This window comes from Candidatus Desulfosporosinus nitrosoreducens (assembly GCF_030954495.1).
Taxonomy (GTDB): Bacteria; Bacillota; Desulfitobacteriia; order Desulfitobacteriales; family Desulfitobacteriaceae; genus Desulfosporosinus; species Desulfosporosinus nitrosoreducens.
Map to the genome: position 1 here is coordinate 14,440 of NZ_JAVHUW010000078.1, position 15,599 is coordinate 30,038.

The 15,599-nt window shown below is 42.3% G+C and carries 15 protein-coding genes; 12 read left to right on the forward strand and 3 right to left on the reverse strand.

All coding sequences use genetic code 11. The features are described from left to right. The first annotated feature begins 16 nt into the window (after positions 1-16). The 11 genes from REC12_RS22325 to REC12_RS22375 all read left to right on the forward strand — a co-directional run bounded on the left by REC12_RS22325 (position 17) and on the right by REC12_RS22375 (position 10,876). Complete coding sequence (locus REC12_RS22325) at positions 17-952, forward strand: DUF1177 domain-containing protein (protein ID WP_308898082.1); 936 nt, start codon at positions 17-19, stop codon at positions 950-952. Between the two features lie 161 nt (positions 953-1,113). After that, positions 1,114-1,788, forward strand: coding sequence for an AroM family protein (locus tag REC12_RS22330; protein ID WP_308898084.1), 675 nt, complete (start codon positions 1,114-1,116; stop codon positions 1,786-1,788). 242 nt (positions 1,789-2,030) lie between these two features. Beyond that, on the forward strand, positions 2,031-3,119 hold the full coding sequence (locus REC12_RS22335; RefSeq protein WP_308898086.1) for a GerAB/ArcD/ProY family transporter: 1,089 nt from the start codon (positions 2,031-2,033) through the stop codon (positions 3,117-3,119). Between the two features lie 195 nt (positions 3,120-3,314). After that, positions 3,315-3,818: an RNA polymerase sigma factor SigV gene (gene sigV, locus REC12_RS22340; protein WP_308898088.1), complete on the forward strand. Its 504-nt coding sequence runs from the start codon at positions 3,315-3,317 to the stop codon at positions 3,816-3,818. Next, complete coding sequence (rsiV, locus tag REC12_RS22345) at positions 3,808-4,710, forward strand: anti-sigma-V factor RsiV (RefSeq protein ID WP_308898089.1); 903 nt, start codon at positions 3,808-3,810, stop codon at positions 4,708-4,710. Before sigV ends, rsiV begins: the two co-directional genes overlap by 11 nt. 231 nt (positions 4,711-4,941) lie before the next feature. Further along, the gene (locus tag REC12_RS22350; protein WP_308898091.1) at positions 4,942-6,036 is read left to right on the forward strand and encodes an iron-containing alcohol dehydrogenase family protein; all 1,095 of its coding nucleotides are present in this window, start codon (positions 4,942-4,944) and stop codon (positions 6,034-6,036) included. A gap of 44 nt (positions 6,037-6,080) precedes the next feature. Continuing rightward, entirely contained in the window at positions 6,081-7,187 is a 1,107-nt protein-coding gene (gene hisC, locus REC12_RS22355) for a histidinol-phosphate transaminase (protein WP_308898092.1), read from the forward strand. Between the two features lie 31 nt (positions 7,188-7,218). After that, positions 7,219-8,229 (forward strand): ABC transporter substrate-binding protein, encoded by a 1,011-nt coding sequence (locus REC12_RS22360; protein WP_308898093.1) that lies wholly within the window; start codon positions 7,219-7,221, stop codon positions 8,227-8,229. Positions 8,230-8,300: 71 nt separating this feature from the next. Continuing rightward, positions 8,301-9,098 carry an ABC transporter permease gene (locus REC12_RS22365; RefSeq protein WP_308898094.1) on the forward strand — a complete coding sequence of 266 codons (798 nt, stop codon included), beginning with the start codon at positions 8,301-8,303 and terminating at the stop codon, positions 9,096-9,098. Continuing rightward, a complete protein-coding gene (locus REC12_RS22370) occupies positions 9,099-9,875 on the forward strand; it encodes an ABC transporter ATP-binding protein (RefSeq protein WP_308898096.1) in 777 nt (258 codons plus the stop codon). A gap of 512 nt (positions 9,876-10,387) precedes the next feature. Beyond that, positions 10,388-10,876: a CcdC family protein gene (locus REC12_RS22375; protein WP_308898098.1), complete on the forward strand. Its 489-nt coding sequence runs from the start codon at positions 10,388-10,390 to the stop codon at positions 10,874-10,876. A gap of 178 nt (positions 10,877-11,054) precedes the next feature. Here the strand turns inward: REC12_RS22375 and REC12_RS22380 are convergent, their stop codons facing one another. Genes REC12_RS22380 through REC12_RS22390 form a run of 3 tightly spaced genes read right to left on the reverse strand, consistent with a single transcriptional unit; the run spans position 11,055 to position 13,782 of the window. Then, a complete protein-coding gene (locus REC12_RS22380; RefSeq protein WP_308898099.1) occupies positions 11,055-11,972 on the reverse strand; it encodes a glycine betaine ABC transporter substrate-binding protein in 918 nt (305 codons plus the stop codon). A 30-nt stretch (positions 11,973-12,002) separates the two neighbouring features. After that, entirely contained in the window at positions 12,003-12,647 is a 645-nt protein-coding gene (locus REC12_RS22385) for an ABC transporter permease (RefSeq protein WP_308898101.1), read from the reverse strand. Between the two features lies 1 nt (position 12,648). Then, positions 12,649-13,782, reverse strand: coding sequence for an ABC transporter ATP-binding protein (locus REC12_RS22390; protein WP_308898102.1), 1,134 nt, complete (start codon positions 13,780-13,782; stop codon positions 12,649-12,651). Between the two features lie 450 nt (positions 13,783-14,232). On the opposite strand from REC12_RS22390, the gene REC12_RS22395 reads away from it, so the two are divergent. Further along, positions 14,233-15,255 carry a deoxyguanosinetriphosphate triphosphohydrolase gene (locus REC12_RS22395; RefSeq protein ID WP_308898105.1) on the forward strand — a complete coding sequence of 341 codons (1,023 nt, stop codon included), beginning with the start codon at positions 14,233-14,235 and terminating at the stop codon, positions 15,253-15,255. Positions 15,256-15,599: the final 344 nt, after the last annotated feature.

Below are 15,599 nucleotides of genomic sequence, written 5' to 3' on the forward strand. Positions count from 1 at the left end.
ATTGAGGAGAATTGCCATGTTAGTGAAACAGTTGATGGAGATTTATGAACTCGTTGATCGCGCAGATGCCAATGGAAATGTGGTCAAGGAATTTTTAGAGAAGCAGTATAATGCCAAAGATGTTACCGTCAAGAAAATTACGGGTGCCCAGGGAAGCACGGATTTCATCCGTGTTCGCATAGCAGGAACAAAAGGTAAGGTCAGCGGAGGCGATGCCCAGACCTTAGGTATCCTGGGAAGACTTGGCGGACTTGGGGCTCGGCCCGAGATTATCGGCATGGTATCGGATGGAGACGGAGCTTTGGTCGCTCTAGCCGCAGCTGCCAAATTGCTGGATATGCAGCAAAAAGGAGACTTTTTAGAAGGTGACGTCGTTGTGTGTACGCATATTTGCGCCGATGCTCCTACTCAGCCACATTTTCCGGTTCCCTTTATGGACTCTCCTGTGGAAATATCCGTGGTTAATCAGGAAGAAGTCGATGGTGAATTAGATGCCATTCTTTCCTGTGATACGACGAAAGGCAATAAAATTATCAATACCCGCGGATTTGCAATTTCGCCCACCGTCAAGGATGGCTATATCCTGAAAGTCAGTGATGATCTTCTTAACTTAATGCAAACGACTACCGGACGGCTGCCCTTTGTATTTGCGTTATCGACTCAAGATATTACGCCCTATGGCAACGATTTATATCATCTCAATAGCATTCTTCAACCTGCGACAGCGACGGCAGCGCCTGTAGTCGGTGTTGCCATAACGACCGAAGCACCTGTTTCGGGATCAGCTTCCGGAGCAAGTCATTTACTGGATATGGAAGAGGCCGGCCGCTTCATGCTGGAGGTTGCGAAATACTTTGGCAGAGGCCAATGTCATTTTTATGATCAAGAAGAATATGAAAAAATCGTGGCCAAATATGGTTCAATGAATCACCTGCAAACCTTAGGAAGATAAAGTCTTTCTTGATAAAGTGTACGATTTTACAGCTAAGGCTAGGTAATTGCGCAATAAGACCTAGCCCTTCTTTATGACTCTGGTAAAAGTTTTTTGGAAATACCAATACGCAGAATAATGGGATGGGGAATAATGAATCCGTCTTAAAGGAGCAAAGAACGATGAAGAAAAAACTAGGGGCTATTACCATCGGACAGTCGCCGCGCAGCGATGTTACGGGAGAGATGCAGGATGTCCTAGGTGAAACCATTGAAATTGTTGAAGCGGGTGCCTTAGATGGTTTAAGCAAAGGTGAAATTGTTCAGTTCGTTCCCGAAGAAGGGGATATTGTTCTTGTCTCGCGGTTAAGAGACGGATCAAGTGTGAAGTTTGGAGAGCGCTATATTTTACCCCGTCTGCAAGAATGCTTGACCCGGTTGGAAAGCGAAGGTGCAGAGGTCATCGTTTTTATCTGCACAGGAAAGTTCCCGGCGACTTTTAAATCCTCCAAATTATTACTTTATCCATATACCATTCTTCATGCAGTTGTGCCTAAGCTAACCCCACGAAGCCGCATTGGCGTGATTAATCCGGATTCAGATCAACTAAAACAGTGTTTGCAAACCTGGGGTAAGGATGTCGAAACCGTAGAAGCTGTAGCGGGTTCACCTTACGGAGATTTTCAAGAGGTTCTTGATGCAGCTCAAGCGTTAAAAGTGAAAGATGTTGATGTGATTGTCATGGATTGCATTGGTTATACCGTTAAAATGAAACAAGCCGTTCAGGAGATTACAGGAAAGCCGGTTATTTTGGCAAGGACCTTGTTGGCAAGGGTTATTCGAGAAATGTTGGCTTAGAAGAGGTGGTTTTTTGTCAATAACTGATTCATGCTGATGAAATTCAAACCCAAAGATACAAGATAAGCTGGAGCCAGCTATGCGTACTAAGTGGATCTTTAGCGGAAAAGGGGCCTGAGGCTTTGGGATAAATGACTCGTTGTTGGGCAAAATAACTTGATGGAGTATGTAGAAATGTACATGAGTTGAAAATAATTGAAACGTTTAATTTCTCAAACCCAACTCAGACAAGAAAGGGTAACATGGAGAAAATCTCGACTCATCAATTTATGACTTTAGGAGCGGCAGTACTCGTAGGAACAACATTTCTCCCAATACCCTCTATTGTTGCTGCAGCAGGCGGGCGGGATGGCTGGATGAGCGTCTTGCCGGGATTTGCCGCAGGAATTCCCTTTGGTTTAATGGTTCTTTCACTTATGGAACGCTATCCGGAGAAAAATCTTCTCCATATTTCTGAGACTATCTTAGGAAAATGGATTGGGAAACTTATAGGGATTATATATATTTTAATTTCAGGTTACTTTGGCGGTTTGTTGCTAGGACAAGTAGGGGATGTTTTTCAAAGCTCAATAATGCCCTTGACCCCTATTTCGGCATTCCTTCTGGGAGGGCTGTTTCTCGTTTGCTACTTAGTATTATCTGGTATCGAAGTGTTTGCCCGCTTTTCTGAAGTAGTTTTTCCTCTGGTTGTGATTGCCTTGCTGCTAAATGTAAGTCTCGCCGTTCCTAGGATTGAACAAGGAGAGCTTTTACCTATTTTGAGCGAAGGGTTAAAACCTATCTTTTTCGCGGGAATCAAGGTAATACCTTATTCAATGAATTATATTCTCTTCATAGCCGGAATCCTTCCTTTTCTACCAACAAGTAAGCAGGAGCTTAGCCAGTTGAAAGCAAAGCTTTGGCGGGCGGTTTTTTTAGCGGGCATACTTGATACCCTGGTTGCTTTAATTGAATTACTAGTATTTGGACCGACGGAAACTGTCCGTTTGGTATATGGTTTGCTTGCCTTAGGGAAAATGGTGGAGATAAGTCGGACGGTATCCGGAGTTGAATCCTTGTTTCTAGTGGTTTGGCTTGGAGCCTTAATAATAAAAATTGGCTCCTGTTTTTACGTGTCGATTTGGGGAGTGGAAACTGTCTTCGGCATAAAGGGATTAAAGTTGAACATGGCAGTTGGGATAATCTTTTTGGGAATTGCTTATACGTTTAAAGGGCCTGCGTTAATTCAGGAAATTGCATTTTACAACATTTACCTATCGCTCCCTTTTACCTCCGTTTGGATAGCTGCACTTTGGGCAGCAGCGCGATGGAAAAAGGAACCGGGCGTTTAGAGAAGCCACGTAAAAATAGGGCACTATTTCTTAATGAGTCTAAGAAATAGTGCCCTATTTTTATTGAATTGCAGTTTTGGAAAATAAGTGGAAAATAAATTTTAGGGAAAATATTTTAAAACTTTTTTAATCGCCACTGCGTCTATTAAGTGCTAGCATATAAGATGCGTATCTTATAATGAAAGGAATTCAAGGATGCCTATTTTAAAAAAACAAGTTGCAGATTATATTCTCAAAGAAAAAGAAAAACACTATCGGCTGGCTTTTAGCTACGTGAAAAATGTTGACGATGCCTTGGATATTGTCCAAGAGTCTATTTATAAAGCACTTTCCTCAATGGATTCATTAAAAGAGCCCAGCCATATCAAGACTTGGTTTTATCGTATTGTAGTAAATACTGCTTTAGATTTTCTGCGAAAAAGAAAAAAGGTAATGATTGTTGATAATGTGGCTTTAACTGGCTATGATTCCGGTACGGTCGATAATTATCAAGATTTTGACTTACAAAAGGCCCTGGAGGATTTGCCGGAAAAATATCGCAGCATCATCATCCTAAGGTATTTTGAGGATTTAAAAATTGAAGAAGTAGCGGAAATACTTAATAGCAATGTCAACACGGTAAAAACCCAACTTTATAAAGCTTTGGAAAAGCTACGCCTTAATTTTAAAATGGAAGGAAACTTCAATAATGAATGCTGAAGAATTTGAACAACTGAAAAAGGATTATTTAGGGACACCTATTCCTGAGGAATTGGACCCTGTGGTTAAAAAAGCATTGAAAAAAGGCGGGATAAATGTGTCAAAATACAACAGTCGGTCCAAGGCTTTAAAAGCAGCTGCAGTCTTCCTGGTTGCTTCTTTGGCTTTGCTTATCGTCGGGGTAAATACCAGCCCCGTCTTTGCCCAGGCTATGCTCAAAATCCCTTTAGTCGGCAGTATCGTTGAAGTGGTAACCTTCAGGGAATATAAATTAGACGAGGACACATTTAAGGTTAATATTAAAGTGCCGGCTATTAAAGGTTTGGAAAATAAAGATTTAGAAAATAGCTTAAATGAAAAATACCTTCAGGAAGATGAAAAGTTATACGCCCAATTCCAGACTGAGATGGAGGATATAAAAGCAAAAGGCGGCGGACACCTGGGGGTAGACAGTGGCTATGTAGTTAAAGCCGATAATGAGAGGATATTATCTATAGGGCGTTATGTGGTAAATACTGTAGGTTCTTCATCGACTACTTTCCAATATGATACTATTGATAAAAAGAAGAAAGTTTTATTGACTTTGCCAAGCTTATTTAAAGACGACTCCTATGTAAATGTCATAAGTGACAATATTAAAAGTCAGATGCTCCAACAGCATCAAGCTGATGAAAATAAGACTTATTGGGTAAAAGGTATTGAAACAGAGGGCTTTGAGGAATCTTTTGAAAAGATCTCTCCAAAACAAAACTTCTATATTAACTCAGATAATAAACTGGTAATTTCTTTTGATAAATATGAAGTTGCCCCCGGCTATATGGGTGTAGTGGACTTCGTGATTCCAACTGAAGTTATAGCAGATATTTTAGTTGGCAATGAGTATATTAACTAATCAATTAGTTTAAGATCACCGAAGCCGTTCCGGTTTTAGTGCCAACGGTTTCGTCTTCGCTAAGACTCGGCAAAGCCGGGTCTTTTTTACGCTATCTGTAAGCTTATCAGGAAGATAGTTACAGGCGGATAATTTTAATGGTTGACAGGCTGTGAAAATCCTCATAAAATGAAATGCGAGTAAATATGCAATTAAGTGCATAAATTCTCTTGAAAGTCAGGGACATAAAAAATGAAAATAGTTTTTGGACATGGTAAATATATCCGAGGAGAAGGTCTGATCGGCCAGGTCGGAGCCTATGCAGGCTCTTTTGGCCAAAGGGTTTGTTTATTTGGCGGCAGGAAATCGCTAGCGATAGTAGCTGAACCGATAACTAAGGGCCTTTCACAGCACGGTTTAGAGATGCTTCCTCCTATTTGGTACGGAGGAGAATGCAGTGAACGCAATATTTACAACTTAAAAAATCAAGTTGAGGAGTTTCACCCCGATGTTCTTTTAGTTGCCGGTGGCGGAAAAGCACTGGATACCGTTAAAGCTTTGGGATACCTGCTGGACCTTCCGGTGATTGCAATCCCCACGATTGCCTCGACCTGCGCCGCAGGAACCTGTATATCCATTCTCTATGATGATAAAGGAGAGTTTCTGGAGATCAGCCGCAAGTCCAAAAATCCGGAACTGATTTTAGTGGATACTCAAATTATTCTTGAAGCACCCGGGCGCTATCTGATTTCCGGGATCGGCGATACGTTAGCAAAATGGTTTGAATCCAAGGCTTCGAACCAAAAAGCGGTACCGAATGCTTTTAACTGTGGTGCCGTTGAGTTAGCACGATTTGTTTATGAACTTTTACTAAAGGAAGGAAAATCTGCGGCTGAGTCCATACATAAAGGGGTTGTTTCCCAGGAACTCGAAGACGTTATTGATGCCATTATCGCGGTGAGCGGCAGTATCAGCAACTACGGCGGAGATGATTGCCGGACTGCCGGAGCTCATGCTGTTTATTCAGGGCTTACGATTTTTCCCGAGGTTCATGAAACGTATCACGGGGAAATCGTTGCTTTCGGAATCTTGACTCAATTGGCCATGGAAGGCCGCCCGGATGAAGAACTATTGGACGTCATTGCTTACTATAAACAAGTGAATTTACCCTGTACCTTAGGCGAGATGGGGATTGATTCTTCCCGTATTTCGGAAGAACAATGGCAAACACTGGGCAGGGTTACCGTCGGGATTGAAGATATGGCCAATATGCCTTTTGAAGTGACCCCCCAAATGGTGATTGAGGGAATTCGCCGGGCAGATCAACTGGGGCACACAGTTCTTTAATTTTAAAGCAGTTTATTGCTTTGCGGGGAGAAGGAGAGAGCTCAATGAATGTTAAGAACATCGTCCGCAAGGTTTATCCTAAGTTAACACCTTATAAGTGCGAGCTGGCGGATCTACCAGTCGAAGAAATTAAAGCGGTTCTCGGCCGGGAGACAGTCTATAAGCTATCCTTCAATGAAAGTCCGTTAGGTCCATCGCCTAAAGTAATCCAAGCAATGAAGGATTCCCTGAGCAATTTAAACCTTTATCCCAGCTCAGCAGGGGACTTGATTATGAAGAAGATAGCCAAGATCGAAGGAGTCAGCTCCAATCAGGTTATTCTTTCCAATGGTGCTGATGAAATGATCATCCTGATAGCCCAAACGTTTTTGGAGCCGGAGGATGAGGTCATTATTCCGAAACTGAGTTTCATACAATACCTGGCGGCGACGAATCTAATGGGTGCTAAACCGGTTTTTTCTGAAATGAAAGAAGATTACTCTTATAATCTGGAGGATATACTCAGCAAAATAACCTCAAAGACGAAAGCCATCTTCTTGTGCAATCCCAACAATCCAACGGGTACGATCATTCCTAAAACTGAACTTGTGAATTTTTTGAGCAAAATACCGGATCATATTCTGGTCGTTATTGATGAAGCCTACCAGGAATATGCCGTCTCACCTGAATTTCAATCCGGCGTTCGTTATTTAACGGAGCATAAGTTTCTCTTTGTGGTCCGCACCTTTTCTAAGGCTTATTCTTTGGCCGGTGCGCGCCTAGGATATGGTCTTGGGACAACGGAAGTGATTGAGGCTATAAACCATGTGCGTCCGCCCTTTAATGTCAATGCGGTTGTCCAGGCGGGAGCATTAGCCAGTTTAGAGGACATTGAACATCTTCAGGAAGCAAGGACCCTCAATCATCAAGGCAAGGAATTGATGTATGAGGCCTTTGCGGAATTGGGATTGCCTTACCTTAAAAGTGACACGAATTTCGTTTTTGTCGATATCCAAACGGACAGCAGCGTCATCTTTCAAAAATTAGCCGAGCATGGCGTTATTGTAAGAACTCTGAAAGGTTACGGCCTGGATACAGCTATTAGGGTATCTGTAGGAAAGAAGGAGGGAGTACTAGCTTTCGTTAGTGCTTTAAAAGAAATAATTCCTTAAGTGAAACATAAAAGAGGAGAAGTGAGGAACGATGAAAAAGATTTTAGCCCTTGTTTTAGCCCTGGTCCTGATGCTGAGTTTAGCGGGCTGCGGTGCTTCGAGTACTGATGCGCAGAAAACCCAGGAAGGACAGGCAGCTGCCCCAAAAGCTCCCTTAAAAATAACCTTGCCGACCTGGACCGGTTACGGCCCTTTATTCCTGGCTCAAGAAAAGGGATTTTTTAAGAATCATGGAGTTGATGTTGAGTTAAGCATTGTTGACGGTTTAGCAGAGCGTAAGCAAGCGATAGCCGGCGGTAAAGTTGATGGCATGGCGACCGCTCAAGATGTTCAGGTTACCCTGGCGGCAGCGGGAATTCCCGTTCAGGTTGTATGGATGCTTGATGATTCTAACGGCGGGGACGGAATCCTGGCTAAGAAAGACATTCAAACCCCTGCCGACTTAAAAGGGAAGAAAGTTGCCTACGAAGTTGGTTCAACCAGTCAATTATTAATGATGACTGAGCTGAAAAAAGCGGGTCTTACCGACAAAGATGTTACGGTAGTACCCATGTCGGCCGGAGATGCCGGGGCTGCTTTTATAGCTGGTAAAGTCGATGCAGCGGTAACTTGGGAACCCTGGCTTTCTAAAGGAGCAAGCGCCAACGGTAAAGTACTGGTTTCGACTAAGGAACTTCCGGGAATTATCATGGATAGCATTAGTTTTAGAAATGAAGTTGTTGAAAAGCGTCCGGATGATGTCAAAGCCTTTGTTGCTGCCATGGCAGACGCCATGGACTATTGGAAAGCTCATAAGGACGAATCAGATCAAATTATGGCTAAAGGCCTGAAAATTGATGAAAAAGAATTCACCTCGACAGTTCCTGGTCTCAAGTTCTTTAACAAAGATGATAATAAGAAATTATTTGGAACGAGTGCGAATCCGGGTTCAGTTTATGAATTTACAAAGAATGATATAAACTTTTACTTTGAACAAAAGGTAATCGATAAAGCCATTACTCCGGAAAGTATTATCAATTCCAAGTTTGTCGAAGGACTATAGGAATGAAATGAGGAGTGCCCGCAAGGGCCTCCTTATTTAACGTTATTTAATAATTGAAAGGGGGAGTCGTGATGTGGAAAAATGTTTTTGCTCCGAAAAAGGAAATTTCTAAAGGGTTGTACTCTTCGGCAGGGCTTTTGGCCTTCATATTATTTCTTTTGACGTGGTCGCTTCTTAGTTATTCCGGTCTTGTGAATCCGCTCTTCCTTCCGAGCCCCGGTAAGGTCGTTAACACAGCTCTTGATCTTTTTGCTCAAGGGGATATCTTAAAGGATATTGGAATCAGTTTTACAAGGGTGGGTCTGGGCTTTTTGCTGGCGGCCATCATCGGTGTGCCGTTAGGAATTCTTATGGGAACACTGCGAATCATGGAAGGTTTTTTTGAACCTTTAATGGGTTTTATTCGCTATATGCCGGCTTCGGCCTTCATTCCCCTGTTTATATTGTGGATTGGTTTAGATGAAGGGGAAAAAATGAGCGTTATATTCTTTGGGACCTTCTTTCAGTTAACCTTGATGGTCATGGATGTGACAAAGAATGTCCAAAATGAGTTAATCGAAGTTTCGTATACTTTGGGAGCAAGCAAAGCGAAAATCTTTAGCAAAGTGATTCTTCCGGCATCGCTTCCCGGTATCGTGGATACTCTAAGGATCACCTTTGGCTGGGCCTGGACGTATTTGGTTGTAGCTGAAATTGTTGGGGCGTCGAGCGGCCTGGGGTATATGATCATGCAGTCCTCCCGGTTCTTAAGACCGGATAAGATCTTTGTGGGAATCATAATTATTGGCTTGTTAGGTTTAGTGACTGACACTATTTTTAAGTTTATCTACCGTGCTTCCTTCTCGTGGATGAGAAAGGAGGGAGTGTAAGTGGATCATAAACTTGTCATCGACCAGGTGGGTAAAGTGTTTTCGACTAAGGGAGGCGAAATGGTCGCTCTTGATCGTACGTCCTTTAAGGTAAAAGAAGGTGAGTTTATCACGATCCTCGGTCCTTCAGGGTGTGGGAAATCCACTATCTTAAGGATTGTGGCGGGACTTGAAGAACCAAGCTCAGGAAAGGTCTACCTTGATGGACATGAGGTTAATGGCCCTGGTTCTGACCGAGGTATGGTTTTCCAGTCCTATACCCTTTACCCTTGGCTAACCGTTGAAGACAATATCGCTTTTGGCCTGAAACTTAAGGGAACTTCGCGCAAACAGTGTAAAGAAGTGGCCCAACACTATCTTGAGCTTATTGGGTTAAGTGGCTTTGAAAAACACTACCCTATCCAATTATCCGGAGGGATGAAACAGCGGGTGGCGATTGCCCGGGCTCTGGCCAATGATCCTGAAATACTCTTAATGGACGAACCCTTTGGTGCCTTGGATGCCCAAACTCGGAGCATTATGCAGGAGATCTTGCTTAAGGTATGGGAAGAGTCCAAGAAGACGATCCTTTTCATCACGCATGATGTGGAGGAGTCGATCTTTTTGGCGGACTCCGTTTATGTCATGACGGCCAGGCCAGGACGCTTAAAAGAGAATATTTCTGTAAATCTGTCTAGACCCCGCGATTATAATATTAAGGGCAGCTCAGAATTCATAAGTCTGAAAACACGGTTGCTTGAGCTTATCCGTGAAGAGACTTTGAAAGCTCTTAAGTAGTAGTATTGTTTTCACAAATCGCACTTAAAATAAAACACAGGCAGTCTTTAAGCTTAGCTTAAAGACTGCCTGTGTTTTTGAAAGATACTTAGCATTATTGCACCTCAAAATTTAATGATATTTTATTTAGGCTATAATAATGGTTAATGTTTTCTCTCATTAGATTCCTTAGCGCTAACATATACAGGACAACCCATAATGTACATTAAAAGTTGCTTTTTCATTCCATAACACCTCCTTATTCCTGCCGGGAAGATTACTTTAAGTTTCTATGTCTATCATCTCTTGGCTTCTGTGCTAATTTTATATCCATTTTAACCATAATTAAAATAGATGACTGGAATATTTACTATATCTTTAAGGAATATGACTAAAGGCCTAATACTATCTCTAAGGTTTAAATAGCTCAAATACTCAAAGGGTTGCTTTTCTTCCATAGTTTATTTGTGATATGATTGAGTGGCAGCTCTGCTAGTGAAATAAATCTTACGAGTGAAATAGGCGGAGGACGTATGTTTTCAAAACAATTCTTGGTAGTTGCGTCACTTGTTGTGTCCTTGTCAATGGTCGTTGTCGTTAATTTGGTACGCCTGAAAAACACTAAAAAACCGGCAGTGGCTAAAAAGATTATTTTGCCGCCGCTTTTTATGGCTAGCGGTGCCAGTATGTTTATCCTGCCAATGTTTAGGCCGACATTGTCCGAAGTGTTAAGTTCCGTTGTGATGGGTCTGCTTTTCTCGATCGTTCTAATAAAAACTTCAAAATTTGAAATTAGGGGCAACCAGATCTATCTCCAAAAATCAAAGCTGTTTTTAGTGGCTTTAATAGGCCTAGTCGCTTTGCGGATGATCGGGAAAATTATCCTGGCTGAGGCCATTCAAATTGATCCTGCCCAAATGAGCGGTATTTTCTTCATCTTGGCCTTTAGTATGATTCTGCCCTGGCGGATTGGCATGTATGTAGGATTCAGAAGATTGGAAAAACAGCTCAATAAACTGTGATTCCCGATAAATTTACGGCAGGCCCATAAGGATAATCTCCCTGAAATAGCGTTGAGCACATGGGTTCTCCGCAAAGAATCCGGCTTGGATTTATGGTTTTTATGGTGAAGGAAAACAGAGAGGAGTCGTTCATATCACAACGGCTCCTTAATCTTTTTCGGCATATTCAAGATTAGTGTTATTTAATCAATCCTTGGGATTTAAGCCAGTCGCTTGCCACATCCTTGGGGTCTTGCTTGTCCACGTCTACCTTTGCATTGAGCTGCTGCATGGTTTCATCACTCAATTTGCCTGCGAGTAAATTCAAGGTGTCGGCAATTTCCGGGTGCTTTGTTAAGGTAGCATCACGTATTACGGGAGCTGCGTAATAGGGCGGAAAGAAGTGTTTGTCATCCGTAAGAGATACGAGATTGAAAGCGGCAATCCGGCCATCGGTTGCAAAGGCATCATTTACGTCGGCTTTGCCGGATTTAACGGCATCATAAGTTAATCCTGCGTCCATCCCTTTGGTTGTCTTAAAATGGAGTCCGTAAGTTGTTTCAAGCCCTTTGTAACCATCGGAGCGTTCGAGAAATTCTTGTTCGCATACCAGTGTCATATTAGGAGCAACTTTAGTTAGATCACTAAACGTTTTTATTCCATATTTTTCAGCTTCTGCCTTGCTCATGGTCAAAGTATAAGTATTATTAAAACCCAGAGGTTTGAGCCAAGTTAACTTTTTCTGAGCTTCATATTGTTCTTTAACTTTTTGATAGACGGCATCCGGGTCGGTCATCGGAGCTTCTTTCAGCTGTACCGTCAAAGCTGTTCCGGTATATTCGGCATAGAGGTCGAGATCCCCACGGTCAAGGGCTTGGGAGACTATTAATGTTCCTCCCAAATTTGGTTTTGTAACAACGTTCAAATTGGTTTTATCTTTGATCAGATCTGCCATCATATAAACAAGGATGTTTTGTTCTGTAAAATTCTTTCCTCCGATGGTGATAGTATCCTTACTGGAACCGCAGCCCACGACACTAACGATCAAAAGCATTGCCACAAAAAAGATTCCTGCAGTTTTGCTTTTGATACCTTTCTTCATCTTTTGGTTTTTCAAAATAAGTCCTCCTCATTAATAATATTTTTGTTATTTGATTTGGGCCTTTTTACCTTTAGGGGTCACCAGATCCTCAATCTTTTTGAGCCCAAAATCAAAAACTAAGGCTAAAATAGCTGCCGGTATCGCACCGACCAAAATTAATTCCGTACTGGCCATAGCAATTCCACGATAGATCAGATCTCCCAAACCTCCGGAGCCGATAAGCGTGGCAATGGTAGCTACTCCAATAATTAAAACAGTTGCCGTCCGAATCCCGGCCATAATAATGGGCAGGGCGAGTGGAATTTCAACCATGAATAAGATTTGCCCCGGTGTCATTCCCATGCCTTTCCCGGCTTCGATCGCGGCTTGATCCACACTGGTAATGCCGGTGTAGGTATTTCTAAGGATAGGCAGCAAGCCATAGATAGTCAGAGCGATCACGGCCGGCAAAAAGCCTATTCCAAATAAAGGAATCATAAATCCCAGTAACGCGAGGCTGGGGATGGTCTGAAATACGGCAGTTACACCAATAACCGGCTCTGCAAACCTGCGATGACGGGTTAAAAATACTCCTAAAGGAACTGAAATCAGAATAGCAAAAAACATGGACAAAGCGGTCATTTCTATATGCTGGCCAGTTCCAATGAGAATATCTGGTAAGCGCTCCTGAAGTACATTGAATAAAGACATCTTATCGCCCCCCTTGGCTATCGTTTTTAGCGTATCTATGAGCCATGACATCAACTAAACTGGCGCGAGTCACGACGCCCGTAAGGTCGTTATTTTCAGTAATAACCGGCAAATAAGATACTGCGTGTCTACTCATTAATTCGATTGCTTCGGTCAAAGGTTTTCCCTGTTCAATTCGTGGTGTTTCTGTTAGCATGATATCTTTTAATACCAGGTTTTCTTTTTGAAAGTTCTGTTGGATTTCCCAGATTCCGACGGAACCTAAAAGCTTGGAATCATCAACAATCAACAAACTGTCTACTTTATGGGTTTGCATGATCTTTACTGCGGCTGCCAGTCCCCGGTTTGGTCCTGCTGTGATTGCCTTGGCCATAACTTCATTAAGTTCCGGCAGAATACCCGCTTGATCCAGACGTTTTTCGCCAATAAAAGATTGGACAAATTCATTTGCCGGGTGTCTTAGGATATACTCGGGCTCTGCCTGTTGGACAATTCTTCCCGTGTGCATGATGCAAATTTTATCAGCGATTTTCAGTGCTTCATCCATATCGTGGGTGACAAAAACGATGGTTTTTTTGATGTTTTGCTGCAATCTGATTAGTTCATCTTGTAATTGTTCGCGGCTTATCGGATCTAAAGCACTAAAAGGTTCATCCATCAGAATGATTGGCGGTTCCGCCGCCATCGCCCGAATTACTCCGACACGTTGTTGTTGCCCGCCGCTTAATTCGGCAGGATAACGATTTCTGTAGACTTTCGGGTCCAGCCCAACTAGATCAAGTAATTCGTCGACTCTTCTCAGATACTTTTCTTTATTCCATTTTTTAAGTTTGGGAACCAGGGCAACATTTTCGCCAATTGTCATATGAGGCAGCAGGCCGATATGTTGAATCACATAGCCGATATTGCGGCGCAGTTCGACCGGGTCTAAAGCTTCGATGTTTTGATTCTCGATCCAAATTTCACCTGTTGTCGGCTCAATTAGGCGATTAATCATTTTCATAGTAGTTGTTTTACCACAACCGCTGGGTCCAATCAGGACAAATAATTCCCCTTTCTCAATGTTAAGATTTAAATTATCTATAGCTTGGAATCCGTCCGCATAAACTTTTGTGATCCCTTTAAATCTAATCAAGATACTTTCCCTCTTCCTGTGCAAATTTTAATAAAAAGGATAGACAATCCAGACAACCTACAACATCATGATAAGTTGTAGGTTGTCTCTAAATAAGCATACTATATTGTTTTTGTTTGATCAACCCCTAAAACTTTCGGAAGAGCCGGCGAAAAGCTGTCCTCTCTTAGTATTTAACGCAGGAGATAAATATTTTGCGTGAACTCTGACTACGATTAAAGCGGCAAATATCCCGTGGATATTGATCTTTTAGATAACAGATATTTGGTGAATGGAAAAGATATTGCACGTACATGTTCTTACAGTGTGTTAGAATGGAGAAAACTCCTTGAATTGCCGGAGGCTTTTAATTAATCTTGAGTTAAACTGCTGAACTAAAATTTTTGTGCTGTCAAGCCTTTTTTAATTTCAAAGGCCATTTCATCCTTCGTTTGCTGAGGAGGTAGTGATATGTGTAAAAATACTGTGGAAACTGCGGCGGGAAAGCAGGCCAAATTGCCTATTCGTGAACGGTCGGAAAGAGAGGAACAGCGGCTTTCAGTATTTGCCGCCAAAAGCAAGGATGCTAAACGTAAGCGCGAGGAAGAAGAATGCCCGATCCGCACAAAGTTCCAGCGGGATCGCGACCGGATTTTGCATAGTAAACCCTTTCGCCGCCTTAAACACAAGACTCAGGTTTATATTGCCCCTACGGGAGATCATTACCGCACTCGCATGACCCATAGCCTGGAAGTTTCGCAAATATGCCGAACGATTGCCAGAGGGCTGCAGCTAAATGAAGATCTTATCGAGGCAATCGCTTTAGGGCACGACGTTGGGCACACCCCTTTTGGCCATGTCGGCGAAGAAGCTTTACGAAAGATTATCGGGCATTTTGAGCATAATGAGCAGTCTATTCGGATCATGAACGTTCTTGCCCGTGACGGCTTAGGATTAAATTTAACCGGGCCTGTTCTCGACGGAATTTTACACCACACCGGGGAAGGGGTTCCTTTCACTCTTGAAGGCCAGATTGTTAAAACAGGGGATCGGATTGCCTACCTTTGTCATGATTACGATGATGCCTTGCGGGCAGGCCTATTAGTTCCAAGGGACTTACCCGGAATTGTAAAAAAGGCATTAGGAGAAAAACCGAGCGACATGATTACAACTATGGTTGTAGATATGATCGAAGCCTCGTATGAAGAGAAGCAAATTCGGCAGTCTACAGAGGTCGGCAGTGCAATGCATGAATTTAGACAATTTATGTTCACAAGAGTGTATAATAGTTCTGCCTTGCGTGAGGAACGCCGCAAAGGGCAGTATATCGTACAGGCTTTATTCGACTACTACAGTAAGGACATAGAAAAACTGCCCGAGAATTATTTGATTTGGGCGGAAGGGAATGAAACTCAAGCGGTCGTTGATTATATTTCCGGCCTGACAGATAATTATGCCATTGATTTGTTCACAACCTTATTTATCCCTCGCTGAAAATAACCACATTCCCGCGGTTAGCCTGTTCTGTTCTCTTAGAACGATAGAGCAAAAAACACAAACGTTCTCACTTTTAAAAGAGAGGACGTTTGTGTTTTATTATGACTGGTTTTAAATTTTTGAAGAAGTATGCAACCCTATGAGTAACTTGGGCTATTTAAACCTTAGAGATTGTATTAGGGTTTTAATATTATTCCTTAAAGATATAATAAACATTCCGATTATCTATTTTACTTATGGGTTAAATAGATATAAACTTAACACAGAAGCCAGGAGATGATAGGGATAGAAACTTAAAGTAATCTTCCCGGCAAGAATAAGGAGGTGTTATAGAATGAAAA

Bases quoted from the DNA above. Each gene is read 5' to 3' on its own strand.
- REC12_RS22325 (WP_308898082.1), top strand. From the start codon at position 17: ATGTTAGTGAAACAGTTGATGGAGATTTATGAACTCGTTGATCGCGCA.
- REC12_RS22330 (WP_308898084.1), top strand. From the start codon at position 1,114: ATGAAGAAAAAACTAGGGGCTATTACCATCGGACAGTCGCCGCGCAGC.
- REC12_RS22335 (WP_308898086.1), top strand. From the start codon at position 2,031: ATGGAGAAAATCTCGACTCATCAATTTATGACTTTAGGAGCGGCAGTA.
- sigV (WP_308898088.1), top strand. From the start codon at position 3,315: ATGCCTATTTTAAAAAAACAAGTTGCAGATTATATTCTCAAAGAAAAA.
- rsiV (WP_308898089.1), top strand. From the start codon at position 3,808: ATGAATGCTGAAGAATTTGAACAACTGAAAAAGGATTATTTAGGGACA.
- REC12_RS22350 (WP_308898091.1), top strand. From the start codon at position 4,942: ATGAAAATAGTTTTTGGACATGGTAAATATATCCGAGGAGAAGGTCTG.
- hisC (WP_308898092.1), top strand. From the start codon at position 6,081: ATGAATGTTAAGAACATCGTCCGCAAGGTTTATCCTAAGTTAACACCT.
- REC12_RS22360 (WP_308898093.1), top strand. From the start codon at position 7,219: ATGAAAAAGATTTTAGCCCTTGTTTTAGCCCTGGTCCTGATGCTGAGT.
- REC12_RS22365 (WP_308898094.1), top strand. From the start codon at position 8,301: ATGTGGAAAAATGTTTTTGCTCCGAAAAAGGAAATTTCTAAAGGGTTG.
- REC12_RS22375 (WP_308898098.1), top strand. From the start codon at position 10,388: ATGTTTTCAAAACAATTCTTGGTAGTTGCGTCACTTGTTGTGTCCTTG.
- REC12_RS22385 (WP_308898101.1), bottom strand. From the start codon at position 12,647: ATGTCTTTATTCAATGTACTTCAGGAGCGCTTACCAGATATTCTCATT.
- REC12_RS22395 (WP_308898105.1), top strand. From the start codon at position 14,233: ATGTGTAAAAATACTGTGGAAACTGCGGCGGGAAAGCAGGCCAAATTG.